Annotated in this window: 29 protein-coding genes; 28 read left to right on the top strand and 1 reads right to left on the bottom strand. The window is 70.3% G+C overall.

All coding sequences use genetic code 11. The annotated features are described in order from the left end of the window. Nucleotide 1: 1 nt before the first annotated feature. The 28 genes from sctC to G495_RS0112115 all read left to right on the top strand — a co-directional run bounded on the left by sctC (nucleotide 2) and on the right by G495_RS0112115 (nucleotide 23,425). Nucleotides 2-1,993 (top strand): type III secretion system outer membrane ring subunit SctC, encoded by a 1,992-nt coding sequence (sctC, locus tag G495_RS18990; protein WP_051445348.1) that lies wholly within the window; start codon nucleotides 2-4, stop codon nucleotides 1,991-1,993. Further along, nucleotides 1,990-5,100, top strand: a complete 3,111-nt coding sequence (gene sctD / locus G495_RS0112245; protein WP_028588048.1) for a type III secretion system inner membrane ring subunit SctD — start codon at nucleotides 1,990-1,992, stop codon at nucleotides 5,098-5,100. The genes sctC and sctD overlap by 4 nt, the downstream gene beginning before the upstream one ends. Beyond that, on the top strand, nucleotides 5,100-5,327 hold the full coding sequence (locus tag G495_RS0112240; RefSeq protein ID WP_028588047.1) for a hypothetical protein: 228 nt from the start codon (nucleotides 5,100-5,102) through the stop codon (nucleotides 5,325-5,327). The genes sctD and G495_RS0112240 overlap by 1 nt, the downstream gene beginning before the upstream one ends. 30 nt (nucleotides 5,328-5,357) lie before the next feature. Continuing rightward, on the top strand, nucleotides 5,358-5,606 hold the full coding sequence (locus G495_RS20510) for an EscF/YscF/HrpA family type III secretion system needle major subunit (RefSeq protein WP_051445347.1): 249 nt from the start codon (nucleotides 5,358-5,360) through the stop codon (nucleotides 5,604-5,606). A gap of 78 nt (nucleotides 5,607-5,684) precedes the next feature. Next, a complete protein-coding gene (locus G495_RS0112230; RefSeq protein ID WP_028588046.1) occupies nucleotides 5,685-6,053 on the top strand; it encodes a tetratricopeptide repeat protein in 369 nt (122 codons plus the stop codon). A 10-nt stretch (nucleotides 6,054-6,063) separates the two neighbouring features. Continuing rightward, complete coding sequence (locus G495_RS0112225) at nucleotides 6,064-6,408, top strand: hypothetical protein (protein WP_028588045.1); 345 nt, start codon at nucleotides 6,064-6,066, stop codon at nucleotides 6,406-6,408. A gap of 58 nt (nucleotides 6,409-6,466) precedes the next feature. Beyond that, on the top strand, nucleotides 6,467-7,264 hold the full coding sequence (sctJ, locus tag G495_RS0112220; RefSeq protein ID WP_156939697.1) for a type III secretion system inner membrane ring lipoprotein SctJ: 798 nt from the start codon (nucleotides 6,467-6,469) through the stop codon (nucleotides 7,262-7,264). After that, entirely contained in the window at nucleotides 7,257-7,991 is a 735-nt protein-coding gene (locus G495_RS22050; RefSeq protein WP_169734386.1) for a sulfate adenylyltransferase, read from the top strand. Before sctJ ends, G495_RS22050 begins: the two co-directional genes overlap by 8 nt. Continuing rightward, nucleotides 7,979-8,587, top strand: coding sequence for an HrpE/YscL family type III secretion apparatus protein (locus G495_RS0112210; RefSeq protein WP_169734385.1), 609 nt, complete (start codon nucleotides 7,979-7,981; stop codon nucleotides 8,585-8,587). The genes G495_RS22050 and G495_RS0112210 overlap by 13 nt, the downstream gene beginning before the upstream one ends. 7 nt (nucleotides 8,588-8,594) lie before the next feature. After that, on the top strand, nucleotides 8,595-9,914 hold the full coding sequence (gene sctN, locus G495_RS0112205; RefSeq protein WP_028588041.1) for a type III secretion system ATPase SctN: 1,320 nt from the start codon (nucleotides 8,595-8,597) through the stop codon (nucleotides 9,912-9,914). Further along, on the top strand, nucleotides 9,911-10,408 hold the full coding sequence (gene sctO / locus G495_RS0112200; RefSeq protein ID WP_028588040.1) for a type III secretion system stalk subunit SctO: 498 nt from the start codon (nucleotides 9,911-9,913) through the stop codon (nucleotides 10,406-10,408). The genes sctN and sctO overlap by 4 nt, the downstream gene beginning before the upstream one ends. Next, a complete protein-coding gene (locus G495_RS0112195) occupies nucleotides 10,405-10,962 on the top strand; it encodes a type III secretion HpaP family protein (protein ID WP_028588039.1) in 558 nt (185 codons plus the stop codon). Before sctO ends, G495_RS0112195 begins: the two co-directional genes overlap by 4 nt. 17 nt (nucleotides 10,963-10,979) lie before the next feature. Next, the gene (gene sctQ, locus G495_RS0112190; protein ID WP_028588038.1) at nucleotides 10,980-12,020 is read left to right on the top strand and encodes a type III secretion system cytoplasmic ring protein SctQ; all 1,041 of its coding nucleotides are present in this window, start codon (nucleotides 10,980-10,982) and stop codon (nucleotides 12,018-12,020) included. 9 nt (nucleotides 12,021-12,029) lie between these two features. Continuing rightward, nucleotides 12,030-12,680, top strand: a complete 651-nt coding sequence (gene sctR, locus G495_RS0112185) for a type III secretion system export apparatus subunit SctR (RefSeq protein WP_028588037.1) — start codon at nucleotides 12,030-12,032, stop codon at nucleotides 12,678-12,680. Nucleotides 12,681-12,714: 34 nt separating this feature from the next. Beyond that, entirely contained in the window at nucleotides 12,715-13,809 is a 1,095-nt protein-coding gene (gene sctW / locus G495_RS0112180; protein ID WP_028588036.1) for a type III secretion system gatekeeper subunit SctW, read from the top strand. Between the two features lie 3 nt (nucleotides 13,810-13,812). After that, nucleotides 13,813-14,178 (top strand): CesT family type III secretion system chaperone, encoded by a 366-nt coding sequence (locus G495_RS0112175; RefSeq protein ID WP_028588035.1) that lies wholly within the window; start codon nucleotides 13,813-13,815, stop codon nucleotides 14,176-14,178. 7 nt (nucleotides 14,179-14,185) lie between these two features. After that, complete coding sequence (gene sctX / locus G495_RS0112170) at nucleotides 14,186-14,548, top strand: type III secretion apparatus assembly protein SctX (protein ID WP_028588034.1); 363 nt, start codon at nucleotides 14,186-14,188, stop codon at nucleotides 14,546-14,548. Between the two features lie 5 nt (nucleotides 14,549-14,553). Beyond that, entirely contained in the window at nucleotides 14,554-14,892 is a 339-nt protein-coding gene (gene sctY, locus G495_RS0112165) for a type III secretion apparatus assembly chaperone SctY (protein ID WP_028588033.1), read from the top strand. Further along, nucleotides 14,889-16,982, top strand: a complete 2,094-nt coding sequence (gene sctV, locus G495_RS0112160) for a type III secretion system export apparatus subunit SctV (protein ID WP_028588032.1) — start codon at nucleotides 14,889-14,891, stop codon at nucleotides 16,980-16,982. Before sctY ends, sctV begins: the two co-directional genes overlap by 4 nt. A gap of 10 nt (nucleotides 16,983-16,992) precedes the next feature. After that, nucleotides 16,993-17,259, top strand: a complete 267-nt coding sequence (gene sctS, locus G495_RS0112155; protein WP_028588031.1) for a type III secretion system export apparatus subunit SctS — start codon at nucleotides 16,993-16,995, stop codon at nucleotides 17,257-17,259. Between the two features lie 9 nt (nucleotides 17,260-17,268). Continuing rightward, the gene (gene sctT, locus G495_RS18980) at nucleotides 17,269-18,120 is read left to right on the top strand and encodes a type III secretion system export apparatus subunit SctT (protein WP_051445345.1); all 852 of its coding nucleotides are present in this window, start codon (nucleotides 17,269-17,271) and stop codon (nucleotides 18,118-18,120) included. 13 nt (nucleotides 18,121-18,133) lie between these two features. Beyond that, the gene (sctU, locus tag G495_RS0112145) at nucleotides 18,134-19,177 is read left to right on the top strand and encodes a type III secretion system export apparatus subunit SctU (protein WP_028588030.1); all 1,044 of its coding nucleotides are present in this window, start codon (nucleotides 18,134-18,136) and stop codon (nucleotides 19,175-19,177) included. 367 nt (nucleotides 19,178-19,544) lie between these two features. Continuing rightward, the gene (gene parS / locus G495_RS21175) at nucleotides 19,545-20,096 is read left to right on the top strand and encodes a type II RES/Xre toxin-antitoxin system antitoxin (RefSeq protein WP_169734384.1); all 552 of its coding nucleotides are present in this window, start codon (nucleotides 19,545-19,547) and stop codon (nucleotides 20,094-20,096) included. After that, on the top strand, nucleotides 20,096-20,581 hold the full coding sequence (locus G495_RS0112135; protein ID WP_028588029.1) for an RES family NAD+ phosphorylase: 486 nt from the start codon (nucleotides 20,096-20,098) through the stop codon (nucleotides 20,579-20,581). The genes parS and G495_RS0112135 overlap by 1 nt, the downstream gene beginning before the upstream one ends. Nucleotides 20,582-20,767: 186 nt before the next feature. After that, nucleotides 20,768-21,445: a FadR/GntR family transcriptional regulator gene (locus G495_RS0112130; RefSeq protein WP_028588028.1), complete on the top strand. Its 678-nt coding sequence runs from the start codon at nucleotides 20,768-20,770 to the stop codon at nucleotides 21,443-21,445. A gap of 6 nt (nucleotides 21,446-21,451) precedes the next feature. Next, nucleotides 21,452-22,249 (top strand): sulfite exporter TauE/SafE family protein, encoded by a 798-nt coding sequence (locus tag G495_RS0112125; RefSeq protein WP_028588027.1) that lies wholly within the window; start codon nucleotides 21,452-21,454, stop codon nucleotides 22,247-22,249. Nucleotides 22,250-22,352: 103 nt separating this feature from the next. Then, nucleotides 22,353-22,577 (top strand): MoaD/ThiS family protein, encoded by a 225-nt coding sequence (locus G495_RS0112120; protein ID WP_028588026.1) that lies wholly within the window; start codon nucleotides 22,353-22,355, stop codon nucleotides 22,575-22,577. Between the two features lie 2 nt (nucleotides 22,578-22,579). Continuing rightward, nucleotides 22,580-23,425, top strand: a complete 846-nt coding sequence (locus tag G495_RS0112115) for a HesA/MoeB/ThiF family protein (protein WP_245588424.1) — start codon at nucleotides 22,580-22,582, stop codon at nucleotides 23,423-23,425. 22 nt (nucleotides 23,426-23,447) lie between these two features. On the opposite strand, the gene G495_RS0112110 is transcribed toward G495_RS0112115, so the two are convergent. After that, nucleotides 23,448-24,308, bottom strand: coding sequence for a class I SAM-dependent methyltransferase (locus G495_RS0112110; protein ID WP_156939695.1), 861 nt, complete (start codon nucleotides 24,306-24,308; stop codon nucleotides 23,448-23,450). Between the last annotated feature and the right edge of the window lie 190 nt (nucleotides 24,309-24,498).

Raw genomic sequence — 24,498 nt, 5'->3', positions numbered from 1 at the left:
GTTGAGCACTCCATTTCTTTCCCTCCTCGGACGGTGCCTGACGGCCCTGGCGCTCTGCTGCGCGCTGTGGGCCGGGGCGTGGGCCGCCGGGCCGGACGCGGGGCAGGCCTCGTTCTCCAAGAGCGTCGCCAACCGCTACACCCTGCCCATCAGCTCCATCTTCAAGGTCCGCTTCAGCCACTACGCCGAACAGGCGCCCCTGGTGGACGTGCTGGAAACCTTCGCGCGCACCCAGGGGCTGCGCGCGGCCTTCACGCCCAACGTCAAGGGCGAGGTCAGCGGCATGTTTTCCGACATGTCGCCCGACGAGTTCCTGGCGGCGGCCTACTCGGCCTTCGGGGTCGAGTGGTACCTGATGGACGACGTCCTGCACTTCTACGTGCGCCGCGACCTGGAGCGGCGCATGGTCTACCTCACGGCCAGCAAGCCCACGCGCATGCGCGACATCCTGACCCGCGCCGGGCTGCTCTCGCCGCAACTGCCCTGCGTGGCCGACGACGACGACCGGGTGCTGGCCTTCTCCGGGCCCGCCGAATACACCGAGGGCGTGGCCGCGGCCATCGCCTCCTACGAGGCCGCCTTCCGCAACGACCAGGTGGTGCGCGTCTTCTTCCTCAAGCACGCCTGGGCCGATGACACCGAGCTGGGCTCGGGCAGCGACAAGAAGGTCATCCCCGGCGTGGCGACCATCCTCTCGGAGATGGTCATGGAGCAGCGCGCCGGCGACTCGCAGCTGGCCCTGGGCTCGGGCGCCGGGGCCGCCGTGCGCGAGACCATCCCGCCCCTGCCCGAAGAGCAGCAGATCCTGCGCCTGCAAGACGGCGAAGCGGCCAAGATCCTGGAAGAGCTGCGCCGCCGGGCCAAGGAGCAGATGGAGCTGGACCGCCGCGTGGCCTCGCCCCTGAACACCCAGACCCGGGCCCTGCCCGCCTCCCCGGTGGCCGAGCTGGCCCCCAGGATCCTGGCCGACTCGCGCAGCAACGCCGTCATCGTGCGCGACTCGGCCTACCGCATGCCCTACTACGAGAAGACCATCGCCGAGCTGGACAAGCCCCTGCAACTGGTGGAGCTGCACGCCGCCATCGTGGACGTGGACGTGGACTACTCCAGCTCCCTGGGCGTGAAATGGGGTGGCTCGGGCCACGGCGGGCCGTACACCTCCACGGGCGCGGGCGTCGGGCTGCCGAGCCTCAACGACACCGCCAAGCAGGTGCCCCTGCCCGCCGACCTGCCCAACGCGCTCATCGGCGAAGGGCTGACCCTGTCCACGGTCTACAGCTTCGGCACGGACTATTTCATGGCCCAGGTCAACGCCCTGGAGTCCGACGGCAAGGGCCGCGTGCTGGGCCGCCCCTCGGTGCTGACCATCGACAACACCAGCGCGCGCCTGGAAGCCAGCACCACCTTCTACATCCGCGTGGTGGGCACCGAGGTGGTGGACCTGCGCGAGGTCTCCTCGGGCACCGTGCTCGACGTGACCCCGCACATCATCGAATACGACGACAAGCCCGCGCAGATAAAGATGGCCATTACCGTGGAGGACGGCGGCGACCCCAGCACCGGCTCCACCACCAGCGACATCCCCGCCGTGGTCAAGAAGACCACCATCCGCACCCAGGGCATCGTCAGCGAGGGCCAGAGTCTGCTCATCGGCGGCTACTTCTACGAGCAGGTCAAGGACGACCAGACCGGCGTGCCCGTGCTCATGGACCTGCCCGCCCTGGGCGCGCTGTTCAGGACCAAGACCAAGACCTCCCAGCGCATGGAACGGCTGATCCTCATCTCCCCGCGCCTGTTGACCCTGGACGAGTCCTCCAACGTACCCCAAGAGCTGAACGAACTGGGCTTCTCCGCCGCTCCGGCCTCGCCCCAGTTCGTCACCCCCGGAACGGCCACCAGCGTGCCCAAGCCCGGGGGCTGCGCCGTGCGCACCCGCGATACCGGGCAGGACCCGGCCCCGGCCTCCGGCACGAAGTGGGAGGACCTGCCGTGACGACCCCCGGCGCCACCCCGGTCATCCTGCTGAAATTCTTCTCCGGGCCGCACATGGGCGCGGAGATTCCCCTGCGCCCCGGCGACACCGTGCTGGGCAGCGGGGAAAGCTGCGATATCATCCTGCACGACAGCACCGTGGCCACGCAGCACACGCTGCTCGTGGTGCCTGCGGGCCCCGAGGCGCCGCCCGCCCTGACCCTGCGCACCCTGGACGCCCCCGTGCTCCTGCTGCGCCCCGAGCCGCAGGCCCCGGGCCTGGACCAGCCCGAGGAGCCCGCGCCGGAGAAGGACAAGGCCGCCCCGGCCCCCGACGAGGGCCCCCGGCCCTTCCAGGGCGAGCTGCGCTGGGGCCCGGCCCGGGCCGTCATGCTCGGCACGACCTGCATGGCCTGGCAGGTGCAGGGCCAGCCCTGGGGCGACATCGGCCCGGCGGCCTTCCTGGAGGAAACCGGGCCCCGCCCCGGCCAGGAGCCCGGCGCCGAGGAGCCCGGCGCGCAGCCCGCCCCCGCCGTGCCCGGCGCCCGGGCCCGCCGCCTCGTGCTGCTGGCCCTGGGCCTGCTGGCCCTGCTCTACCTCAGCGTGACCTTCTCGGGCGGGCCCGACACGCACCTGGCCCGCGAGATGGGCCGTGTGCTCAAGGACAAGGGCTTCGAGTACCTGACCGTGAGCCAGACCAGCATCGGCGTGACCATCCAGGGCGAGGTGCCCGAGGCCGGACACCGCAAGGCTCTGTGGGAACTGGCCGGAGGCATGAGCTTCCCGGTGTTCATCGACGTACAGGTGCGCGAGGAGCGCGCCCAGGGGGTGCGCGTGGCCCTGGCCGTGCGCGGCCTGTTCCCCCACGTCGCCCTGGACGCGCAGGACGTGCTGCTCACGGGCTATTTCCGCGACAAGCTCATCGAGGGTGCGGCCAAGATCTGGATCGCCGAGGACATCCGCACCATCGGCGAGGTCCGCTCGTCCATGGTCTACGCCGCCCAGGTCTGGCCGCTGTTCCGCGACGCGCTCATCCGCCACGAGCTGGACGAGCTGGTGGTGGTGCGCCTGCATCCGGGTGTGGTGGAGGTGGAGGGCGAGCTGGACTTCGAGCAGCGCGAGCGCCTGGAGCTGGCCAAGAAGGAGGTCTGCGACGCCCTGAACTCCCCCGTGGCCTTCTGGGACACCCTGACGGCTCCGGGCTTCTCGGCGGAGTGGAACAAGAGCATCAGCAGCAGCCACCGTTCGGCCTTCGCCCCCGACGCGGGCCTGGCCCAGCTTTTCCGCGACGCCCAGGAGCTGCGGGCCTCCAAGGGCCTGTCTTCGGCCCCGGCCCTGCGCGCCGGGCCGGGCGCGTCCGTGGCCCGGGTCACGCCTGTGGCCCCGCTGCCTGCGGGCGAGCCCGCCCCCGGGCCCGGGCACATCGACCTGTCCAAGGCCCCGGTGCTGGACAACGCCCTGGGCGGCGTGGTGGCCCTGGTGCCCACCGAGCCCGACCACTCCTCCATCGACGTGCTGCGCGACGAGAAGGGCAAGGTCGTGCGCGACGAGGACAAGCGGCCCCTGTTGGAGCGCGAGGGCTTCATCCTGCGCGACGACGAGGGCCGGAACATCACCGGCCACGAGGCCATGACCGCCGTGCCCGCCCCGGCGCCCGACGCGCCCATCGCCGCCCTGCGCGACGAGCAGGGCGAAGTGGTGCGCGACGAGCAGGGCCGCCCGCTACTGGAACGCGGAGGCGAGGTGCTGCGCGACACCCGCGGCCACCCCGTGCCCGGGCCCGAGGCCCTGGCCGACGGCGCCCCGGTCATCGTCGCCCGCGACGACAAGGGCCAAGTGCTGCGCGACGCCGAGGACCGCCCGCTGCTGGAGCGCAAGCCCGAACGCCTGCGCGACGAAGCAGGCCGCCCTGTGCCCGGGCCCGAAGTCCTGGCCGATGGCGCCCCCGCCGTGGTGGCCCGCGACGAACAGGGTGCCCCGGTGCTGCAACGCGAGGGCCAGGTGCTGCACGACGAGCGGGGCCGCCCGGTGCCCGCCCCCGAGGCCGTGGCCCCCGGCACCCCCGTGGCCGCCGCGCGCGACGACAAGGGCGAGGTGGTCCGCGATACGCTGGGCCGCCCGCTGCTGGAACGCCCGGGCGGGCTGCTGCGCGACGAGCAAGGCCAGCCCGTGCCCGGCCACGAGGCCATGGTCCCCGACACGCGCATCACCGTCGCCCGCGACGAAGAGGACCGCGTGGTGCGCGACGACAAGGGCCGCCCGCTGCTGGAGCGCGCGGGCGACATCCTGCGCGACAGCAAGGACCGGCCCGTGCCCGGGCGCGACGACATGTTCCGCGAAGGCCCCGCCGCCGTGATCCTGGAGCGCGACGGCAGCCCCGTGCAGGGCGCGGACCAGGCGCCCCTGGTGGTGCAGGCCCTGCGCGACGAGACCGGCGACGTGCTGCGCGACGAGGCGGGCACGCCCATGTTCCCCACCGTGGCCCGCGACGCCAAGGAAGAGGTGCTGCGCGACGAGGGCGGAACGCCCGTGCTGCTGGGCCCCCTGCGCGACGACCAGGGCCGGGTGGTCCTCGACGCCGAGCGGGCCCCGGTGCCCACGGTGGTGGCGCGCGATCCCCAGGACCGCGTGGTCCGCGACGCGGGCGGAGCGCCCCTGGTGGTCGCCCCGCGCATGGACGCCCAGGGCCGCATCGTGCGTGACGAGGAGGGCCGCCCCGTGGCACCCAGGATCATGACCGGGGCCGACGGCCGCCCGGCGCGCGCCGCCGACGGCGCCCTGATCCAGGTGCCCGAAGATGCCACCGATGTTGGCGCAGACGCCACCGCCCCTGCCGCCGGGCCGCAGGCGCCCGTGGATCCTGCCAAGGATTACAGGCAGTTCGGCTCTGGCATGGGCTTTGCTGATGAGCAGGACAAGGACGCGGCTCCCGAGGACATCCTTGGCGGGCTGACCATCGTGGGTGTAACCTTGGAGCCGGTGCCGTTCATCTCCATGAAGGACGGGCAGAAATACTTCACCGGCGGCAGGCTGCCCGGCGGATTCATCATCCGGGAGATCACAGCCGAAAAACTCGTGGTGGAACGCGACGGCAAGGTCGTGACCAGGATTTTCGAAAGGAGGGAATAATGGCCGACGAACTCAAAGATTTCACGCAGGACCTGCTGCGCGACGACCCGGCCGGGCTGGGCCGCGCGCGCCTGCAGGAGGAGCTGGTCCGGATGCAGGCGGGCCTGAAGCGGACCCTGGACGCGGGCGTGGCCCCCGACCAAGCGGCCCTGCTCGGCGCCCTGGGCCAGTCGGTGGACGCCGCGCGCACGGCGGTGGACCGCATGTGGGAACGGTTCAACAACTAGGCAAACAAGGCAACACAACAGGAGGCTCTCATGGCTATCAGCACCAACATGACCATCAGCGAATCCTTCGGGCAGATGACCGACCAGCTCTCGTCGCGGGCCACCACCCTCAAGACGAGCATCCAGGCCGCCCTCAAGGACGGCGACCTCGACCCCATGAAGATGCTCCAGCTGCAGTTCGACATGGGCAACTACAACGCCATGGTCGAGGCCACCTCCTCGGTGACCAAGGGCCTGACCGACACGGCCAAGACCCTGGCCCAGCGCGCCGGCGGCTGATGACGGCAGCCCCAGCCACCACGGCCCGGGGGCGCGCCACCGCCCGCCCCCGGGCCGCGAACACCACCAGGAGGCACCATGCTCTCGACTGTTGACTGCAAGCGCCTGCTGGACATCGCCTTCGCGGCGTCGTCCGGCGGCTTTCCCGGGGAGGCCCGGGCCATCCTGGACGGGCTGGAAAAGGTCTGGCCCGACAGCCCGGAGGTCAAGATCTGCCGGGCCGTGAACCACTACGTGGTCAACGACTTCGACAAGGCCCACCAGTGCCTGGGCGACGTGCTGGCCGCCGACCCGGGCAACGAGTTCGCCCTGGCCCACCTCGGCGTGGTCTACCACCTGGCGGGCGAGGACGGCGAGGCGCGCAAGGCCCTGGAAACCGTGGCCCGCGACGGGGAGGACCCCCAGGCCGTGGCCCTGGCCAAGGCCATGCTCAAGGACGTGCTCTAGGAGACCGCGCATGGACATCGCAGCCCTGACCCAGACGGCGGCCCGGGTGGCCCAGGCGGCGGACGCGGCCCAGGCTGCCACGCCCGCCGCGCCCCTGGCGCCCCCCGCGCCCGGCGCGGTGGCCGAGTTCCAGGCGGCCATGCAGGGCCCGCAGGACGTGGCCCCGGCCGCCGCCCCGGCCACAGGGGCCGATGCGACCATCGCCAGCCTGCTGGGCCAGGCCGACCTGGGCCATGCGGACCTGTTCCGCATCCAGGTCGCGGCCTGCATGGCCTCCTTCGAGGCCCAGCGGAACACCTCGGTGATCTCGGCCATGAACCAGGGCCTGGGCACCCTGGTCAAGTCCTCCGAATGACGGACCCCCAACGGGAGCGGCCAGGGCCCGGCCCGCTCCCCAAAGTCAGGATGCAGACGTGAAGCAGATTTCCGGAACAAGGCGAATCCTGCGATTCATCGCCCTGATGCTGCTGGTGCTGACCCTGGGTGGCTGCATGCAGCCGCTGTACCAGGGCCTGGCCGAGCGCGAGGCCAACGAGGTGCTCGCGGCGCTGCTCAAGCGCGGCATCCTGGCCGACAAGCAGTCCGAGGGCAAGGGGCTGTTCACCGTGCGCGTGGACGACGCCCAGGTGGTCAACGCCCTGGAGATCCTGCGCCGCCAGGGCCTGCCCCAGGAGAGCTACGACACCCTGGGCAGCATGTTCCCCAAGGAAGGCATGATGTCCTCGCCCCTGGAGGAGTCGGCGCGCCTGAGCTACGCCCTGGCCCAGGAGCTGGCCGACACCTGCTCCAAGATCGACGGGGTGCTGGCCTCGCGCGTCCACGTGGTGCTCCAGGAGCAGGACCCCGTGACCGAGGCCGTGACCCCGGCGGCGGCGGCGGCCTTCATCCGCTTCATGCCCGGCTCGTCGGTGGAGCAGTACGTGCCGCACATCCGCAAGCTGATGTCCAACGCGGTGCCCAACCTGAAGTACGACAACGTCTCGGTGTTCCTCTACCCGGCGGCGGAGACCATCATCATGCCGCCGCCCCCGGAATACCGCAGGCTGATGGGCGTGGACATCGCCCCCTACGCCGCGGGCAGCTTCCTGCTGTGGGTGCTCACGGTGCTGGGCGTGGGCGTGCTGTCGGGCTTTGGCGGATTCTGGGCCATGGAGCGCTACAAGGCGCGCCAGGCCGCCCAGGCCGCCCAGGACGAGCAGGACCATGGCTGATCCGGCCCGGATGTCCGGGGCCGACACCGAGCGCGGCTTCTACCGCGAGCTGGCCGCCACGCGCCCCGAGCTGCTCGGGGCCATCTGGCGTTTCAACTCCCCGGGCGCCACGGGAGCCCCAGGCGCGCCGGACGCGGCGGACGCGGCGGGTGCCCCTGGCGCGCCCGGGGCCGTGGCGCCAGCCGTGGCCGCCCTGCTGGCGGCCAGCCCCCGGGGGCGCGGCGTGCTGGCCCGGCTGGCCGCCCCGGCGGCGGGCTTCTGGGCCTTCGAGGAGGAATCGCGGCGCCTGGCGCTGCTCGATGCGCCGACCCTGGAGGCCCTGGCCCTGCATTTCGGGGCGGCGGTCAACGCCCGGGCCTTGGCGGCGGTGGTCGTCCGCAAGGACGCCGAGGCCCTCACGGCGGCCCTGGGCCGGGAGCTTGTGGACTACGCCCGGGGCCGGGGCGGCTTCCAGCTGGGCGAGGTCCGCGCCCCGTTCCTGGCCCGCCATGGCGACCTGCCCCTGGCCGAGCGGGTGCGCCTGCATGGCCGCGAGGCCCTGGCCCTGTGCGCCGGGCGCTGGCCCGAGGCCCTGCGCGGGCTGGCCGCGCGGCGCTTCCCGGGGCTTCTGGACGGCCAAGTGCCCGCCCCGGAGCACGACCGCGCCCAGGCGCGGCTGGTCTGGTTCGGCCTGAAGAAGTTGCTGACCAAGGAGGTCGCACCGTGGTGGGCTCCGTGTTTCTTCTGAAAAAGCAGGCCTTCGAGCCCGCCCCCGGCACCCGGATCGTCAAGGCCGGGGACTACGCGCGCATGGTCGAGGCCAACGCGCTGCTCGAGGAGGCCCGCGCGATCTACGAGCGCATCACCGCCGAGGCCCACGAGGTCTTCGAGGCCCGCCGGGCCCAGGGCTACGAGCAGGGCCTGGAGGAAGGCCGCCTGGAGCACGCCGAGAAGATCTTCGAGGTCGCCGCCCAGTCCCTGGATTTCTTCGAGAACCTGGAGCGCTCGGTGGTCAAGATCGTCACCGACGCCCTGGAACGCATCGTGGGCGAGATGGACGACAAGGACCTCATCCTGCGCGTGGTCAAGAGCGGCATGGCCATCGCGCGCAACGAGCGGCGCGTGGTGGTGCGCGTGTGCCCCGAGCAGGCCCCGGCGGTGGAGGCGGCCAACTCCGAGCTGCTGCGCCATTTCGCGGGCATCCGCCTGCTGGACGTGGTGGCCGACTCGCGGCTGAAGAAGAACGACTGCCTGGTGGAAAGCGAAATGGGCGTGGTGGACGCCGGACTGGAAACGCAACTCGCGGCCCTCAAGCGGGTCATGGAAAAGCGCATCGCGCGCTAGGGGCCCCATGTCCACCTTCGACTACATCACCACCCTGCTGGAAAAAGCCCTGATCGACGCCAACACCGTCGAGGTCCGCGGCCGCGTGGAGCAGGTGGTGGGCACCATCATCCGGGCCACGGTGCCCGGGGTCAAGGTCGGCGAGCTGTGCATCCTGCGCAACCCGTGGGAGGACTGGGAGCTCAAGGCCGAGGTGGTGGGCTTCAGCAAGCAGGTGGCCCTGCTCACGCCCCTGGGCGAGCTGCAGGGCATCTCCCCGGCCACGGAGGTCTACCCCACCGGGGAGATCCATTCCGTGCCCGTGGGCGACGACCTGCTGGGCCGCGTGCTCAACGGCCTGGGCGAGCCCATCGACGGCGGCCCGCCCCTGCGGCCCCGCGCCTTCTACCCCGTGTACGCCGACCCGCCCAACCCCATGGAGCGCCGGATCATCGACAAGCCCATCTCCCTGGGCCTGCGCGTGCTCGACGGCATGCTCACCTGCGGCGAAGGCCAGCGCATGGGCATCTTCGCGGCGGCGGGCGGCGGCAAGAGCACGCTGCTGTCGTGCATCATCAAGGGCACCGACGCCGACGTGTGCGTGCTGGCGCTCATCGGCGAACGCGGCCGCGAGGTGCGCGAATTTCTGGAGCACGACCTGGGCCCCGAGGGCCGCAAGCGCGCCGTGGTGGTGGTCTCCACCTCCGACCGCTCGTCCATGGAACGGCTCAAGGCGGCCTACTCGGCCACGGCCATCGCCGAATATTTCCGCGCCCAGGGCAAGCGCGTGCTCATGCTCATGGACTCGGTGACCCGCTTCGGCCGCGCCCTGCGCGAGATCGGCCTGGCCGCCGGCGAGCCGCCCACGCGGCGCGGCTTCCCGCCCTCGGTGTTCTCCAGCCTGCCCAAGCTCATGGAGCGCGCGGGCAACTCCGACCGCGGCTCCATCACCGCGCTGTACACCGTGCTGGTGGAAGGCGACGACATGACCGAGCCCATCGCCGACGAAACGCGCTCCATCCTCGACGGGCACATCGTGCTCTCGCGCAAGCTGGCGGCCGCCAACCACTATCCGGCCATCGACGTGCAGGCCAGCGTCAGCCGCGTGATGAACTCCATCATCTCCAAGGAGCACAAGACCGCCGCCCAGAAGGTGCGCAAGGTGCTGGCCAAGTACAGCGAGCTGGAGATCCTGGTCCAAATCGGCGAGTACGAGAAGGGCTCGGACAAGGAAGCCGACGACGCCCTGGCGCGCATCGACTCCGTGAACCGCTTCCTGCGCCAGGGCATGGACGAGACCAGCACCTTCGAGCAGACCGTGGCCGCCCTGGCGGAGGTGGCCCGGTGAGCTACCCCCTGGCCGTGCTGCTGCGCGTGCGCACCCTGCGCCAGGACAAGGCCCTGGCCGCGCTGGCCGCCGCCGAGGCGCGGCTGGCCGAGGCCCGGCGCGAGCTGCGCGAGGCCAGGCGGCGGCACGAGGAGTTCCTCGTCTGGCTGGCCGAGGAGGAGGAGCGGCGCTACGCGGCCATCATGGGCCGCGACATGACCCTGGACGACGTGGACGAATTCAAGCGCGGGCTGTGCGCCATCCGGGGCCGCGAGGCGGCCTTCCTGGAAGGCATCCTGCGCGCCCGCAAGCACGTCGAGGACTGCGAGCAGGCCATGGCCCGGGCCCGGGCCCGGCTGCTCGAAGCCCAGCGCGCGACCCTCAAGATCGAGGAGCACCGCTCGCGCTGGCAGGTGCTGGCCCACAAGGAGGCCGAGCGCAAGGAAGAGGTCGAGCTGGAGGACTTCACCCCCGCGCCCTTCCAGGGGCTGGCCCTTCAGGAGGCCAGGCCGTGAGCGGGGTCAAGCCCGTGGACGGCGCTCCGCCCCAGCCCGGGTCCCAGGGCCCCGGCCCCACGGCGGACCCCGCCGACGTGCACGCCATGCGCGCGGCCATGGCCGGGCCGGTGCAGAGCCCGGGGCTGTCGAGCCTGTTCTCGCTCCAGGGCCGGGCGGCGGCCCAGGCCGGGGCGGAGCAGCACGCCGACGCCCCCGGCCACGCGGGCGGCGCGGGCAACGCGGACGCCGACGCCGGGGGCACAGGGGGCGAGGGGGCGCACGACGAAACCGGCGCCGAAGAGCTGGCCGCCCTGGTGGCCGAGCGGGTGCTGGTCACGGACAAGGACTTTTCCGACGACGACGAGGTGCGCATCTACCTGCGCCAGAGCGTGCTGGCCGACACCCAGGTCCACCTGCGGCGCACGCCCGGCGGGGTCGAGGTCCGGGTGCTCACGGGCGACGCGGCCTCCCACGCCGTGCTCGTCGAAGCCAAGGACGCCCTGGGCCGCCGCCTCCAGGCGGCCTGCCAGGGCCATGTGCTGCTGGAAATCGTTTTCATGCGCAAGGAATGAAGGACAGGAGAGCAACCGTGGAGCAAGCCGTCGCCTATCGCCCGCCCGCGCTGCCCGCGCGCGAGTGCCGCCTGCTGGACGCCCTGGCCGGGCGGCTGGCCGGGTTCGACCTGGACATCGGCGGCGCGCCCTGGCACGTGGAGCCCCAGGCCCGCTCCTGCGCGCCGGGGGCGGCCCCCGTCCTGGCGGCGCGCGCGGGCGAGGCCGTGTGGCGCCTGGCCCTGGGGCCCACCCAGGCCCTGCTGGACGCCCTGGGCCTGCCCGACGACATCGACCGCGAGGCCCTGCCCGAGGCCGTGCTCTGGGGCGTGGCCGAGGCGCGCCTTGGCGGGCTGCTGGCGCTGCTGGAGGCCCTGACCGGGCAGCCCGCGCGCCCGTGCGCCCCGCAGGAGGCCCCCGAGGGCCCGGCCTGCTGCCTGGAATTCACGGCCAGCGGGCCCGGCGGCCAGGCCCTGCGCGGCTGGGTGCTGGTGCCCCTGGACGAGCCGACCCTGGCCGCCCTGGAGCGCGCCCTGGCCGCCCGGCCCCGCCCGCCCCGCGACCTGGGCAGCCTGCCTGTGGACCTGTCCATTGAGGCCGGGCGCATGACCCTGACCCTGGCCGAGCTGCGCGGCGCCGCCCCCGGCGACGTGCTGCTGCCCGAGCAGTGGCACCCGGCTTCGGGGTTCGTGCATCTTTTCGCCGCGCCCCTGCGGGTGCGCGCGCCCTGGCCGGATGACCCCGGCCAGCCCTGGACCATCGTCAAGCAAAGCGAGTCGAGCATGAGCCAAGCGGACAAGACGGCGGAGAAGGCGGCCCCGGCCCAGGCCGACGCCCCCAAGGGCGGCCTGGGAGCCATGGAGATCGACGTGGTCTTCGAGATCGGGCGGATGCGCATGACCCTGGACGAGCTCAAGGCCCTGGGCCCGGGGCTGACCCTGCCCCTGCCCAAAGCCCTGGGGCCCGAGGTGCCCGTGGCCATCCTGGGCAACGGCCGCAGGCTGGGCACCGGGCGCATCGTCAGCGTGGGCGAGACCCTGGGCGTGCAACTCACCGAGCTGGACGGACACTCGTCCTAGGACGCCCTCATGGAGCAATTCAATCCGGTCACGCTGATCTTCATCATGGTCACCATCGGCATTGCGCCGTTCGCGATCATGATGATCACCTCCTACGTGAAGATCGTGGTGGTCATCTCGCTGGTGCGCAACGCCCTGGGCGTGCAGCAGATTCCTCCGGCGGCGGCCCTCAACGGGCTGGCCATCGTGCTCAGCGTGTTCATCATGGCCCCCACGGCCATGCAGACCCGCGACCTGCTCATGGCCCAGACCCTGCCGCCCAACGCCTCGCCCGGGCAGCTCATGGAGGTGGTGGGCAACGCCTCGGGGCCCATGCAGTCGTTCCTGTTCCGCAACACGGAAAAGCGCATCCGCACCCTGTTCGTGCGCACGGCGCACCAGGTCTGGCCAGAGGACCAGCAGGGCAACATCCGCGAGGACAACTTCCTGATCCTCATCCCGTCCTTCACCATCTCCGAGCTGACCAAGGCCTTCCAGATCGGCTTCCTGCTCTACCTGCCGTTCGTGGCCATCGACCTGATCATCTCCAACATCCTGCTGGCCATGGGCATGATGATGGTCTCGCCCATGACCATTTCGCTGCCGTTCAAGCTGCTGCTGTTCGTGACCCTGGACGGGTGGCTCAAGATCTGCCAGGGGCTGCTGCTCAGCTACATGTAGGCCGGGCCGCGCGCCGACCCGGGAGGAAGACACCATGGCCATGGACATCAGCCAGATCGCGGGAATGATCCGCCAGGACGCGCCGGGGCTGGCCGTGCCCCAGGACGGGCCCAAGGGCTCGCTCCTGGGCCAGGTCGTGTCCAAGGCCGATGCCATGTCGCTGGTGGCCAACGCCGCCGAGGAAGCCGGGTTCGCCAAGTCCGAGCGCGAGGAAACGCGCCTGGAGGCCCGCAAGCTCAGGCCCCGGGGGCCCGACGTGGACCGCGTGGAGCAGATCCAGAAGTACCTGGAGATCATGGACAAGCAGGGCAAGCGCCAGCACCTGGACGCCTTCATCGCCGCCCTGCGCAACGCCTCCAACCTCGACCCGCGCACCGCCCTGGCCACGGCCAAGCAGTTCTTCTCCGATCCCGGCGACATGGCCACGGCCCTGTTCTCCGCCGGGAAGGAGCTGGGCATGGAGGAGGTCTTCTCCGAGGCCCAGGCCCAGCTCGAAGACGAATACGGGATGCAGGTCCAGACCCGGCTGGCCGCCGGAATCCGCGCCGCGGAGTTCGGCGGCCTGGGCTCGCCCGAGGCCCTCAAGGACCTCTACGCCGGGGCCGTGCTCGACGCCACCTCGCCGGTGGACATCTTCGAGCGCATCGTGGCCGACTTCGGCGACACGCACGTGGACGAGGCCATGGACTTCCTGACCAAGACCCTGGGCGACACCATGAGCGCCACCACCTCGCAGACCGACAAGGCCCTGCTGGAAAGCGTGGCGGGCGACCTGGAGGCTGTGCGCCTGCTGCGCGGGCTGCACGGCAGCTGCAAGGGCCTGCTGGACCGGCTGCACACGGCCCAGGGCATCCGGCCCCAGCTCTCGTCCACCGAGCTGCTCAAGGAGATGCTCGCCCTGCGCGACACGCCCTTCGTCGGCGCCTTCGACATGGAAAACCTGGCCTCGCGCCTGGGCGTGGACGACCTGGAACAGCGCATCCTCTTTTTCCAGGATCTCCAGCAGACGGCCCGCGCCCTGCCCGTGAACCTCTTCCGCGACGAAGGCGGGCGGCTGGGCATCATCGACGCCGTCCAGATGGCCCTGGACGACGCAATCGCCGCCGAGGCGAAACTGTACGAGGACTAGGTCATGCACATTCGCAAGGCGGTGGACGACCTGGGCAGGCAGCTCGGCCTGGACGGCCTGGAGCTGGACGCCAACGGGCTGTGCACCCTGAACGTGGGCGAGGGCGGCTCCCTGTTCCTGGAGCGCCACGGCGAGGCCCTGCTGGTCAGCCTGGCGCGGCGCGTGGCAGGGCACGTGCCCGAGGCCCTGGCCCGGGGCCTGGCCCTGTGCCACGAGAGCGCCCAGCCGCGCCACGGCCTGCGCGTGGGGCTCTTGCGCGACAACGTGCTGGTGGCCTGCGCGCGCCTGGAGCGCCACCACCTGGCCGCCGGGCACCTGGCCCAGACCGTGCCGTACCTTTTCGAAACCCTGGACAAGACCGGAGCGTAGGACCCACATGTCTGGAAAGGTCTCCCTGTTCACGCCCTCGGTGGGCATCACCGCCGTGGGCTCCCCGCGCCAGGAGCCCCTGGCCCTCAAGCGCAGCCGCGTGCTGCCCGCCCTGCGCGCGGGCAAGGCCCGCGAGGACCTGAGCCTGTACGACGGCGACAACCTGGAAAGCATGCTCGACGACTACCTGCGCGTCACCCCCGAGGACCCCGACACCGCCTCGCCCGAACGCTTCACCCGCGCCGTGCAGGAGGGCCTGGAAAAGCTCCACGCCGCCACCGGCGACCCGGCCCTGGACGCCATGCTCAAGGAATTCACCGACGACAACGACCTGCTGCGCATGTACTGCACGCTGGTGCTGGGAGGCTAGGCCGCATGCTGACCCGCCCCCAGCGCGACGCGCTGTTCATGCTCGTGTACCTCTACATCCGCCTGGGCGACACCGCCCGGGCCAGGACCATCCTCGAAGGCCTGGCCAGGGCCTGCCCCGCCGAGGACCGCACGGGCAAATACCTGGCGGGCATCGCCCTGCTCGACGAACAGTACGAGCGGGCCCTTGCGCTGCTGGCGCCCTACACCTCCGGCCCCATGGCCGGCACCGCCGACGCGCCCCTGCTGCTGCTCAAGGCCAAGGCCCTGTGGCACGCGGGCCGCGAGAGCGAAAGCCGCAGCGCCCTGGACGAATACTTCTACCTGGTGGGGACGCACGCATGAGTTTCGCCCGGACGGCCCAACGCGCGGTGGACTTCCTGACCCGCAACAACGACCTGACCCTGGCCGCCTTCCTGGTGGCCATCATCGGGCTGATGATCATCCCCATGCCCACCCCCCTGGTGGACACCCTGCTGGCCCTCAACCTCGGCATCTCGTTCATCGTGCTCATGATGGCCATGTACGTGGGCACGGCCCTGGACTTCTCGGTCTTCCCCACGGTGCTGCTGTTCACCACCCTGTTCCGCCTGGCGCTGAACATCACCACCACCCGGCTGATCCTGCTCCAGGGCGACGCGGGCCAGATCATCGAGACCTTCGGCACCTTCGTGGTCGAGGGCAACTTCGTGGTCGGCGCCGTGGTCTTTCTGATCATCACCATCGTGCAGTTCCTGGTCATCGCCAAGGGCTCGGAGCGCGTGGCCGAGGTGGGCGCGCGCTTCTCGCTGGATGCCATGCCCGGCAAGCAGATGAGCATCGACGCCGACCTGCGCGCCGGGGCCATCGACCAGGGCGAGGCCCAGCGCAGGCGCGACCGCCTGGCCCAGGAAAGCCAGATGTACGGCGCCATGGACGGCGCCATGAAGTTCGTCAAGGGCGACAGCATCGCGGGCATGATCATCACCGTGGTCAACATCATCGGCGGCATCACCATCGGCATCACCCAGATGGGCATGAAGGCCGGCGACGCCCTGCAGAAGTACGGCGTGCTGACCATCGGCGACGGCCTGGTCTCGCAGATCCCCTCGCTGCTCATCTCCATCGGCGCGGGCGTGCTCATCACCCGCACCACCGGCGACGAGTCCGAACACCTGGGCAGCCAGATGGGCGAGCAGATCTTCGACCAGCCCAAGGCCCTGCTCATCGCGGGCGGGCTGCTCTTCCTGGCCGCGCTCATCCCCGGCTTCCCCAAGCCGCAGATGATGACCCTGGCGCTGCTCATCAGCGGGGTGGGCTTCGTGCTGGGCCGCGTGGGCTCCATGCCCGTGGCCATCGACCAGGGCCAGGAGCTGCAAAAGACCCTGGCGCCCACCGTCAGCCCGCGCAAGCGCAAGCAGCGCCAGGTGCGCGACGAATTCGCGCCCACGGTGCCGCTGCTGCTCGACGTGGCTGCCGACCTGGGCGGGTCCTTGCGCTTCGAAGACCTGAACGACGAGATCATCACCCTGCGCCGGGTGCTCTACTACGACCTGGGCGTGCCTTTCCCGGGCATCACCATCCGCCCCAGCGAAACCATGCCCTCGTACTCCTACACCCTGCTGCTGCACGAGATCCCCGTGACCCAGGGCCGCCTGGTGCCCGGCAAGGTCATCGCCCGCGAAAGCGAGAAGACCCTGCAGATGCTCGGGGTGGAGGTGGAGCGCAGCGAGGACTTCCTGCCCGACGTGCCCTCGGTGTGGGTGCCCGAGTCCGCCGTGACCAAGCTGGAGCAGGCCGGGTTCTCCACCATGGCCCACTCGCGCATCCTGACCTACCACGCCTCGGTGGTGCTGGCGCGCAACGCCTCGGAATTCCTGGGCCTGCAGGAAACCAAGTACCTCATGGACAAGATGGAGGAGCAGTACCCCGAGCTGGTGCGCGAGGCCGCGCGCCTGCTCCCGGTGCAGAAAACCGGCGAGGTGCTCCAGCGCCTGGTGCAGGAAAGCGTCTCCATCCGCAACCTGCGAGCCATCTTCGAGGCCATCGTGGAATGGGCGCCCAAGGAGAAGGACATCGTCCAGCTCACCGAGTACGTGCGCTCGGCCCTGCGCCGCCAGATCAGCTTCAAATACACCGGCGGAACGAACCTGCTGGCCGTGGTGCTCCTGGACCCCGCCGTGGAAGAGGAAATCCGCAAGTCCATCCGCCAGACCTCGGCGGGCGCCTTCCTGGCCCTGGACCCCGAAAAGGCCAAGGCCATCATCACCGGGCTGGGCAAGGCTGTGGGCGACTACAGCAAGCGCAGGCAGCTGCCCGTGGTCCTGGCCTCCATGGACATCCGCCGCTACCTGCGCAAGCTCATCGAGAAGGATTTCTACGACCTGGCCGTGGTCTCCTACCAGGAGCTGACCCCGGAGGTTTCCGTGCACCCCATCGGCCGCATCCGCTTCTAGGAGGTTCCCCATGGACCAGTCCGCGCTGAACTACACGTCCCGGGCCCTGTACCTCGTGCTGATGCTCTCCCTGCCGCCCATCGTGGTCGGCTCCATCGTCGGGCTGCTGCTGAGCCTCATCCAGGCCGTGACCCAGCTCCAGGAGCAGACCCTGAGCTTCGGGGTCAAGCTCATCGCCGTGTCCCTGACCATCCTGGTCATGGCCGGGTGGTTCGGCGGCGAGCTCCTGGCCTACGGCAACGAGATCTTCAGCAACTTCAACCGCATCATCGGCTAGGGCCGCGCCGTGGCCGGGCTTGCGCAATTCCTGGCCGACGTGGGCATGGAAAACCTGCTCACGGCCACCACCCTGGGCCTGCCGCGCATCGTGGCCCTGTTCACCGTGGTGCCCTTCCTGGGCGGCGGCGTGGTCACCGGCGCCCTGCGCATGACCCTGGCCCTGCCCCTGGCCGCGTTCCTCTTCCCGCTGCTGCCCACCTTCACCCAGGTCAGCGCCGGGCGCACCCCCGACGAGACGACCCTGTTCATCATCGCCCTGATGGCCAAGGAAATCTTCATCGGCCTGGCCCTGGGCTACCTGGTGAGCATCCTGTTCTGGGCCGTGGAGTCGGCGGGGTTCTTCATCGACAACCAGCGCGGCGGCTCCTCGGCCCAGATGAGCGACCCCATGTCGCAGGACCAGACCTCGCCCACGGGCTCGCTGCTCTTCCAGGCCATGGTCTTCCTCTTCTACACCAGCGGCGGGTTCGTCGCCTTCCTGGGCATGCTCTTCAGCACCTACGCCCTGTGGCCGGTGGGCGAGCTGCTGCCCTGGCCGGACAATCTCGCCTTCCCCATGCTCTTCGCCGGGCAGTTCGGGGTGCTGTTCCTCTATGTGGTGCTGCTCTCCGCGCCGCTGGTCATCGTCTGCTTTCTGAGCGACTTCTGCCTGGGGCTCATCAACCGCTTCGCCCAGCAGCTCAACGTGTTCGTGCTCTCCATGGGCGTGAAAAGCGCCATCACCGCCGTGCTGCTGTTCCTGTACTTCTTCCCCCTGTGCTACATCCTGCTGGAACTCATGGCCCACATCCCCACCCTGCACCTGACCCTGGACAAGGCCTTCGGCCAGCCCTTCGCCCGGCTGCTGCCCGGCGTGTGACCCAGGAGCCGCCATGAGCGAAAAAACCGAACAACCAACATCGAAACGCCTGCGCGACGCGCGCAACGACGGCCAGGTCGCCAAGAGCCAGGAAATCCCGGCCATGGCCACCACCGCCGCGCTCTTCGCCGTGCTCTTCGGCCTGTGGGACTACTTCTACGGCGTGCTCGAAGACCTGTTCCACATCCCCATCAAGGTCATGAACAGCCCCTTCGACGAAATCTTCTATCCCACCCTGCTGGCCGTGCTACTGGACATGGCGCGCATCGTGCTTCCCGTGGTGTTGCTGGTCATAGCCCTGGGCCTGGTCTGCAACATGGCCCAGGTCGGCGTGCTCATCACCCCCAAGGCGCTCATCCCCAAGCTCGAGAACCTGAGCCCCAAACAGTGGTTCAAGAAGGTCTTCTCCATCAAGGGCCTGGTGGAGTTCCTCAAAAGCTGCATCAAGGTCGTGGCCATCACCGTGGCCGTGTGGGTCGCCGTCAAGAACTCGCTCATCCCCCTGCAGGCCATCCCCCGCGTGGGCCTGGGCGGCGCCTACGCCGCCATCGGCGGCCTGCTGTGGGACATCGCCGTGGCCGTGGTCGCCGTCATGGTCGTGGTCGCCGCGCTGGACTACCTCTTCCAGCGCTGGCAGCACAACAAGCAGCTCATGATGAGCAAGGACGAGGTCAAGCGGGAGTACAAGGAGATGGAAGGCAACGCCGAGGTCAAGGCCATGCGCAAGCGCCTGCACCAGGAAATGCTCAGCAGCGGCGCCGCCCAGAGCACCCGCAAGGCCACCGTGCTCGTCACCAACCCGACCCACTTGGCCATCGCCATCTACTACGAGGAAGGCGAAACCCCCCTGCCCATCGTGCTGGCCAAGGGCGAAGGCCCCACGGCCCAGCGCATGATCGCCGCCGCCAAGGAAGAAAACATCCCCATCATGCGCAACGTGCCCCTGGCCCGCAGCCTCTACGCCGACGCCCAGGAACACGCCTACATCCCCGGCGACCTCGTGCGCCCCGTGGCCGAAGTCCTGCGCTGGGCCCAGTCGCTGAAAAAGGGCGAGTAGAACCCGGGGCAGGCGCCTCCGACGGGCAGGGCTCCGCCCTGCACCCGCCAGGGGCAGGCGGCCCCTGGACCCCGTACGCCAGCCCGCAATCGCGCGGCGAAGCGCCGCGCGATTGCGGGCTGGGGCTCAGGATGGGGCTCAAAGGCTGGAGGTTCAGGAAGGGCGTTCAAAACGAAAATTCCGGGGGGCAAGGCGAAGGCACAGGAATCAAACCGGGCCGGGCGAAGCGCCCGGCCCGGTTTTTTTGCAAAGCACCGCGCGCAGGCTTGACCAGCGGCGCACTTCGCGGCCCTCTCTCCAGGCGGCCTTGACTATGCGACATTTGTCGCTATATTCATGTCGTCTGACAAAACACGAGGAGTCCAACATGTCCGGCAAGACCGCAACCAGCCGCAAAGACGACAAAGCGAACCCCGTGCCGGGAGCATTCCAGCTGTCCGGCCTCCCTTCGCCAGAGCCCGGTACTCCGGGCCTTTGGATCGAAAACCTCAAGCGCGAATGCCAGACCCTCGTCGCCGAAGGCATGAAAAGTATTGCACCCAGACCGCACCAGGAAGTGCTCAAGTACATCAGGAGCGGCTTCCACATCGAGGAAATCGACTTCACCGAATGCCTGGTTGCCGTCGGGGACGAATCCATCGCCAACAGGATCGGCATTTCCGTGAGAACGTTGCAGCGGCGCAAGAAGAAGGGCGAGCGCCTGTCCCCGGAGGAAAGCGACAGGCTCTTCCGGCTGCAACAGGTTTCGACTGCGGCCCTCGGCCTCTTCGACGGCAATATGGAAGCCATGCGCCGCTGGCTCAAGACGCCCCTGCCCGTCCTCGGGAACGAAACGCCCCTGAGCTACTCGGACACAGGCCCGGGCGCCGATTTCGTTCTCAGCCTCATCACCCGCCTCGAACACGGCGTCTTCTCGTAATGAGGGTCTTTCGGATCCTCAAGAGCAAGCACGCCGCCAACCCCCTGAGCGGCGACGGTGCGCGGCTGGCCGGCGGCAGATGGAACTCCCCCGGGCGCTCCGTCGTCTATACCGGAGGCTCGCTGGCCCTGGCCCAACTCGAAATCCTCGTCCACCTGCCCGACCCGGGAATGCTGCTGCAATCCTACCACTACGCCGAAATCTTCGTTCCCGACACATGCATCGCCCGGCTCGATGCCGCCAGACTCCCCCAGGACTGGCGAACCCCGGAAAACCCTGCCTGCAAAGAGGCCGGAGACCGCTGGCTGGAAAAAGCCACCGCCGCCGCCCTGCTCGTCCCAAGCGCTGTGGTCCTGGATGAAGACAACCTGCTGCTAAACCCGGAGCATCCTGATTTTCCTGGGATCAAAGCCAACCCTGCCCGCCCTTTGCTCTTTGATCCCCGCTTGGGCTCCTGGAGCCATCCCAAACCCGAAGACGAATAGCGGAAAGGCCCCCACGCCGGGACCGCTCCTTGACGGCGGATCAGCACACAACACGCCGCCACCAAACCGGGCGCTCCGTCCGGCCAGGTTCCTGCGCCGGGCGCCCGTCATGCGCCAGGGTTGACGCCGGGTTCCCCCAGGCGTATTGGTAGGACCAATTTGTTTCACACGAAATTGGTAGGACCGATGCCCGTCAGGAAAAACACCCCCCCGCGCTATCAGGAGGTCGCCCGCAGGCTGCTGGCCATGCTGGAGGCCGGGGAGCTGCGCGAAGGCGACCGGTTGCCCCCCGAGCGGGCCCTGGCCGGGGCCTTCCAGGTGTCGCGCGGCTGCGTGCGCGAGGCCGTGCGCACCCTGGCCGAAAAGGGCCTGCTGGAAAGCCGCCCCGGCGACGGCACCTACGTCTGCGCCAGCCAGGCCGGGCAGCTCGCCCAGGTCCTGGACGCCCAGCGCCACCGCCTGCGCGACATCCTCGAACTGCGCCGCGTGGTGGAGCCCGGCGTGGCCGCCCTGGCCGCCCAGCGCGCCACCCCCAGGGACATCGACGCCCTGAAGGTCCTGGTCTTCGACCAGCAGCGCATCGTCCTGGACGGCGGCGACGACACCGCCCTGGACGCCGCCTTCCACCTCGCCCTGGCCCGAATCACCGGCAACCAGGCCCTGCTGGCCATGCTCGAAACCCTCAACGAAACCCTGGCCGAGACCCGCCAGCGGCACCTGCGCTCCGCGCGCCGCAAGGCGGCCTCCCCGGCCTTCCACCTGCGCATCATCACCGCACTGGAACGCAACGACGCGGCGGCGGCGTGCCGCGCCATGGAAGACCACCTGGACGCCGTACACACCGAACTCTTCCCCAAGGAGTAGCACACCATGTTGACCACCATCGCCCTCTACTGCGGCGTGGGCGCCGTGGCCGGAGTCCTGGCCGGGCTTCTGGGCGTCGGCGGGGGGCTCGTCATCGTGCCCATGCTCGTCTTCTGCTTCAACCTCCAGGGCTTCAGCCCCGAATCCATCATGCACATCGCCCTGGGCACCTCCATGGCCAGCATCATCTTCACCTCCATCTCCAGCTTCATGGCCCACCACCGCCGCAAGGCCGTGGACTGGAGCATCGTGCGCGGCGTGGTCCTGGGCATCCTCGTGGGCACCTACGGCGGCTCCATCATCGCCGCCAACCTGTCCTCCGCGTTCCTCAAGGGCTTCTTCGTGGTCTTCCTCTACTACGTGTCCTTCCAGATGTTCACCGGCAAGAAGCCCAAGCCCTCGCGCACCCTGCCCGGACCGGCCGGCCTGTTCGGCGCGGGCTCGGTCATCGGCGTGGTCTCCAGCCTCGTGGGCATCGGCGGCGGCACCCTCTCCGTGCCCTTCATGATCTGGGGCAACATCCCGGTGCACAGGGCCATCGGCACCTCCGCCGCCATCGGCTTCCCCATCGCCATCGCCGGTTCCCTGGGCTACGTGGTCAACGGCCTGGGCACCGCCGGGCTGCCCGAATTCTCCCTGGGCTACGTCTACTTCCCCGCCCTGGTGGGCATCGTCGCCGTGAGCATGTTCACCGCGCCCCTGGGCGTGCGCCTGGCCCACAGCCTGCCTGTGGACAGGCTCAAGCGCGTCTTCGCCCTGCTGCTCTTCCTGGTGGCCACGCGGATGCTCATGAGCCTGCTCTAGGGCGCAAAAAAACCGCCTGCCCGGCGCGGGTCCGGTCTCTTGTCGGACCCGCGTCGCGCGGCGGCGCATTGCCCCCGGCGCAAAAATCTGCCAGCATGGAGCCATGAAGATCAGCGTGAAATGCTATGCCACCCTGGCCCGCTTCGCCCCCGAGGGCGGCGTGTTCGAGGCGCCCGAAGGCACCACCGCCGGGCAGCTCGTCCAGGCCCTGGGCCTGGCCCCGGGCGACGTGAAGATCCTGTTCGTCAACAACGCCCACGCCGACCCGGAGCGCATCCTGGCCGACGGCGACCGCGTCGGCCTGTTCCCGGCCATCGGCGGAGGCTGAGGGTGCCCGCGCCCCAGGGCTTTTGCGCCAGGGCCCGGGCCCTGGCGTGCGCGCTGCCGCGCCCCGGCCAGCCGCCCTGCCCGGGGCTGGACGAGGCCGCCTGCGCCGCCCTGGCCCGCGAGTTCGCCCTGCCCCTGCGCGAGGCCCAGGCCCTGGCCCTGGAATGCGGCCTGACGCCCCAACGCTACCTGCGCAACTTCCAGACCCTGGACCCGGCCCGCCAATGCCGCCTGCTGCGCGCCAGCGCCCTGCTGGTCGGCCTGGGCGGCCTGGGCGGCCACGTGCTCGAAATCCTGGCCCGCGCGGGCACCGGGCGCATCACCGCCGCCGACGGCGACACCTTCGAGCCCAGCAACCTGAACCGCCAGCTGCTGGCCACCGCCCGGACCCTGGGCCAGGCCAAGGCCGAGGCCGCCCGCCAGCGCTGCCAGGCCGTGAACCCCGCCACCGAGCTGGACGCCCGCGCGCAATTCCTGGACGAAGAGGCCATGACGCAACTGGCCCAGGGCACCGCCGTGGCCGTGGACGCCCTGGGCGGCCTGGACGCCCGGCCCGCCCTGGCCCGCGCCGCAGCCCGCGCCGGGGTGCCCCTGGTCACCGCCGCCATCGCCGGGCTGTGCGGCTATGTGGCCACCGTGCTGCCCGGCGCCCCCGGCCCGGCGGCCCTCATGGGCCAGGGCGACGGCGCCGAAGACCTGCTCGGCAGCCCGGCCCCGTCCGTGGCCCTGGCCGCGACCCTCCAGGCCGCCGAGGCCCTGCGTATCCTGACCGGCGAGCCCCCGGCCCTGGCCGGAAAAATGCTGCTCTTCGACCTGCGCGACATGACCTTCGAAACCGTGACCCTGTAAGCGCGCCGCAAGGCGCCCCGGCTCAGCCCGAGAACAGGGCCGTGCGCACGGCCAGGTCGTCGGCGCCGTAATGCTCGCGCCACCAGGGGTGGACCGGGCCGCTCTCGAACACGCGGCTGGCGTCCATGGGCGTCACCCCGCCCGCGAACCCCGCCGCAGCCAGGGCGGCGCCCACGTCCGGGCAGCGCAGCAGGTTCAACCCGCCGCCCACCGTGCGGCGGTACCGCTCCGGCTCCATGGCGTAGATGCCCTTGAAGGGGTCCCGCGTCCGCAAATGGTTGGAAAAATTCACCAGATGCAGCCAGCGGACCCCCGGCGCGCACCACGCGCGCACCCGCGTCAGGGACGCCTCCAGCGGGCTGACATGCTCCAGGCAGGAGTTGGACAGCACCACGTCCACGCCCGCCGCGTCCCCGGCCTCCAGGATGGGCACGGGCCGCACGTCCACCGCGCCCAGGGCGGCCATGAACGCCTCGAAGGTCGGCCCGGGGCCGTACAAAAGCCCCAGCAGATGCCACATGGGCCGGAAATAGCCCTCCACGATGGGCCCGTGGCCCAGCACCCCGGGGTTGAACCCCGGCTCCACCGCCGTGCAGCGCGCCGCGCCCCGGAACACCGCCAGGGGCAGGAACCCCAGCAGCGGCCCGCAGCCAAGCTCCAGCACATGCCGCCCCCGGAAATCCAGCGGCTCCCAGCCCCGGGCCCGGGCCAGGATCGTCTCGTACTTGACCAGGAACTCCCAGGGCCGGGCAGGCTGCATCGCCTTGGACGCGGCGATGCGCTCCAGCGGCGAAACCCGCACCGGGCTGATCTTGTTGCGCACGATGCTCACGACATCGCACAGGGGCAGCCTGTACAGGGCCTTGCACTTGTCCAGAAGCATGGGCGGCAGCAGGGACGGCGGCATGGCAAACCTCGCAACGCCGCAACAGCGGCGCCAAAGTGGAATCGGGCAGCCGGATACAAACCACAGCCCGCCGGGCTTGTCCAGTGCGGCCACGGCCACGGGGGCCAGGGCCCGGCGGGGGCGGGGAAAACCCCCCTTTTCTCCTCAAGAAAAGGGGGGTTTTCCC

This window comes from Desulfocurvus vexinensis DSM 17965 (assembly GCF_000519125.1).
Classification (GTDB): Bacteria; Desulfobacterota; Desulfovibrionia; order Desulfovibrionales; family Desulfovibrionaceae; genus Desulfocurvus; species Desulfocurvus vexinensis.
Note: the sequence above shows the minus strand (reverse complement) of the source record. Positions and strands in the feature narration are given on the sequence as shown.

Excerpts from the sequence above, each read along its gene's own strand:
- sctN (WP_028588041.1), top strand. The coding sequence starts at position 8,595 with ATGTCCACCTTCGACTACATCACCACCCTGCTGGAAAAAGCCCTGATC.
- G495_RS0112135 (WP_028588029.1), top strand. The coding sequence starts at position 20,096 with ATGAGGGTCTTTCGGATCCTCAAGAGCAAGCACGCCGCCAACCCCCTG.
- G495_RS20510 (WP_051445347.1), top strand. The coding sequence starts at position 5,358 with ATGGCTATCAGCACCAACATGACCATCAGCGAATCCTTCGGGCAGATG.
- sctS (WP_028588031.1), top strand. The coding sequence starts at position 16,993 with ATGGACCAGTCCGCGCTGAACTACACGTCCCGGGCCCTGTACCTCGTG.
- sctW (WP_028588036.1), top strand. The coding sequence starts at position 12,715 with ATGGCCATGGACATCAGCCAGATCGCGGGAATGATCCGCCAGGACGCG.
- G495_RS0112230 (WP_028588046.1), top strand. The coding sequence starts at position 5,685 with ATGCTCTCGACTGTTGACTGCAAGCGCCTGCTGGACATCGCCTTCGCG.
- G495_RS0112110 (WP_156939695.1), bottom strand. The coding sequence starts at position 24,308 with ATGCTTCTGGACAAGTGCAAGGCCCTGTACAGGCTGCCCCTGTGCGAT.
- G495_RS0112240 (WP_028588047.1), top strand. The coding sequence starts at position 5,100 with ATGGCCGACGAACTCAAAGATTTCACGCAGGACCTGCTGCGCGACGAC.
- sctY (WP_028588033.1), top strand. The coding sequence starts at position 14,554 with ATGCTGACCCGCCCCCAGCGCGACGCGCTGTTCATGCTCGTGTACCTC.
- sctX (WP_028588034.1), top strand. The coding sequence starts at position 14,186 with ATGTCTGGAAAGGTCTCCCTGTTCACGCCCTCGGTGGGCATCACCGCC.
- parS (WP_169734384.1), top strand. The coding sequence starts at position 19,545 with ATGTCCGGCAAGACCGCAACCAGCCGCAAAGACGACAAAGCGAACCCC.
- sctR (WP_028588037.1), top strand. The coding sequence starts at position 12,030 with ATGGAGCAATTCAATCCGGTCACGCTGATCTTCATCATGGTCACCATC.
- G495_RS22050 (WP_169734386.1), top strand. The coding sequence starts at position 7,257 with ATGGCTGATCCGGCCCGGATGTCCGGGGCCGACACCGAGCGCGGCTTC.
- G495_RS0112125 (WP_028588027.1), top strand. The coding sequence starts at position 21,452 with ATGTTGACCACCATCGCCCTCTACTGCGGCGTGGGCGCCGTGGCCGGA.
- G495_RS0112175 (WP_028588035.1), top strand. The coding sequence starts at position 13,813 with ATGCACATTCGCAAGGCGGTGGACGACCTGGGCAGGCAGCTCGGCCTG.
- sctU (WP_028588030.1), top strand. The coding sequence starts at position 18,134 with ATGAGCGAAAAAACCGAACAACCAACATCGAAACGCCTGCGCGACGCG.
- G495_RS0112130 (WP_028588028.1), top strand. The coding sequence starts at position 20,768 with ATGCCCGTCAGGAAAAACACCCCCCCGCGCTATCAGGAGGTCGCCCGC.
- G495_RS0112225 (WP_028588045.1), top strand. The coding sequence starts at position 6,064 with ATGGACATCGCAGCCCTGACCCAGACGGCGGCCCGGGTGGCCCAGGCG.
- sctV (WP_028588032.1), top strand. The coding sequence starts at position 14,889 with ATGAGTTTCGCCCGGACGGCCCAACGCGCGGTGGACTTCCTGACCCGC.
- G495_RS0112120 (WP_028588026.1), top strand. The coding sequence starts at position 22,353 with ATGAAGATCAGCGTGAAATGCTATGCCACCCTGGCCCGCTTCGCCCCC.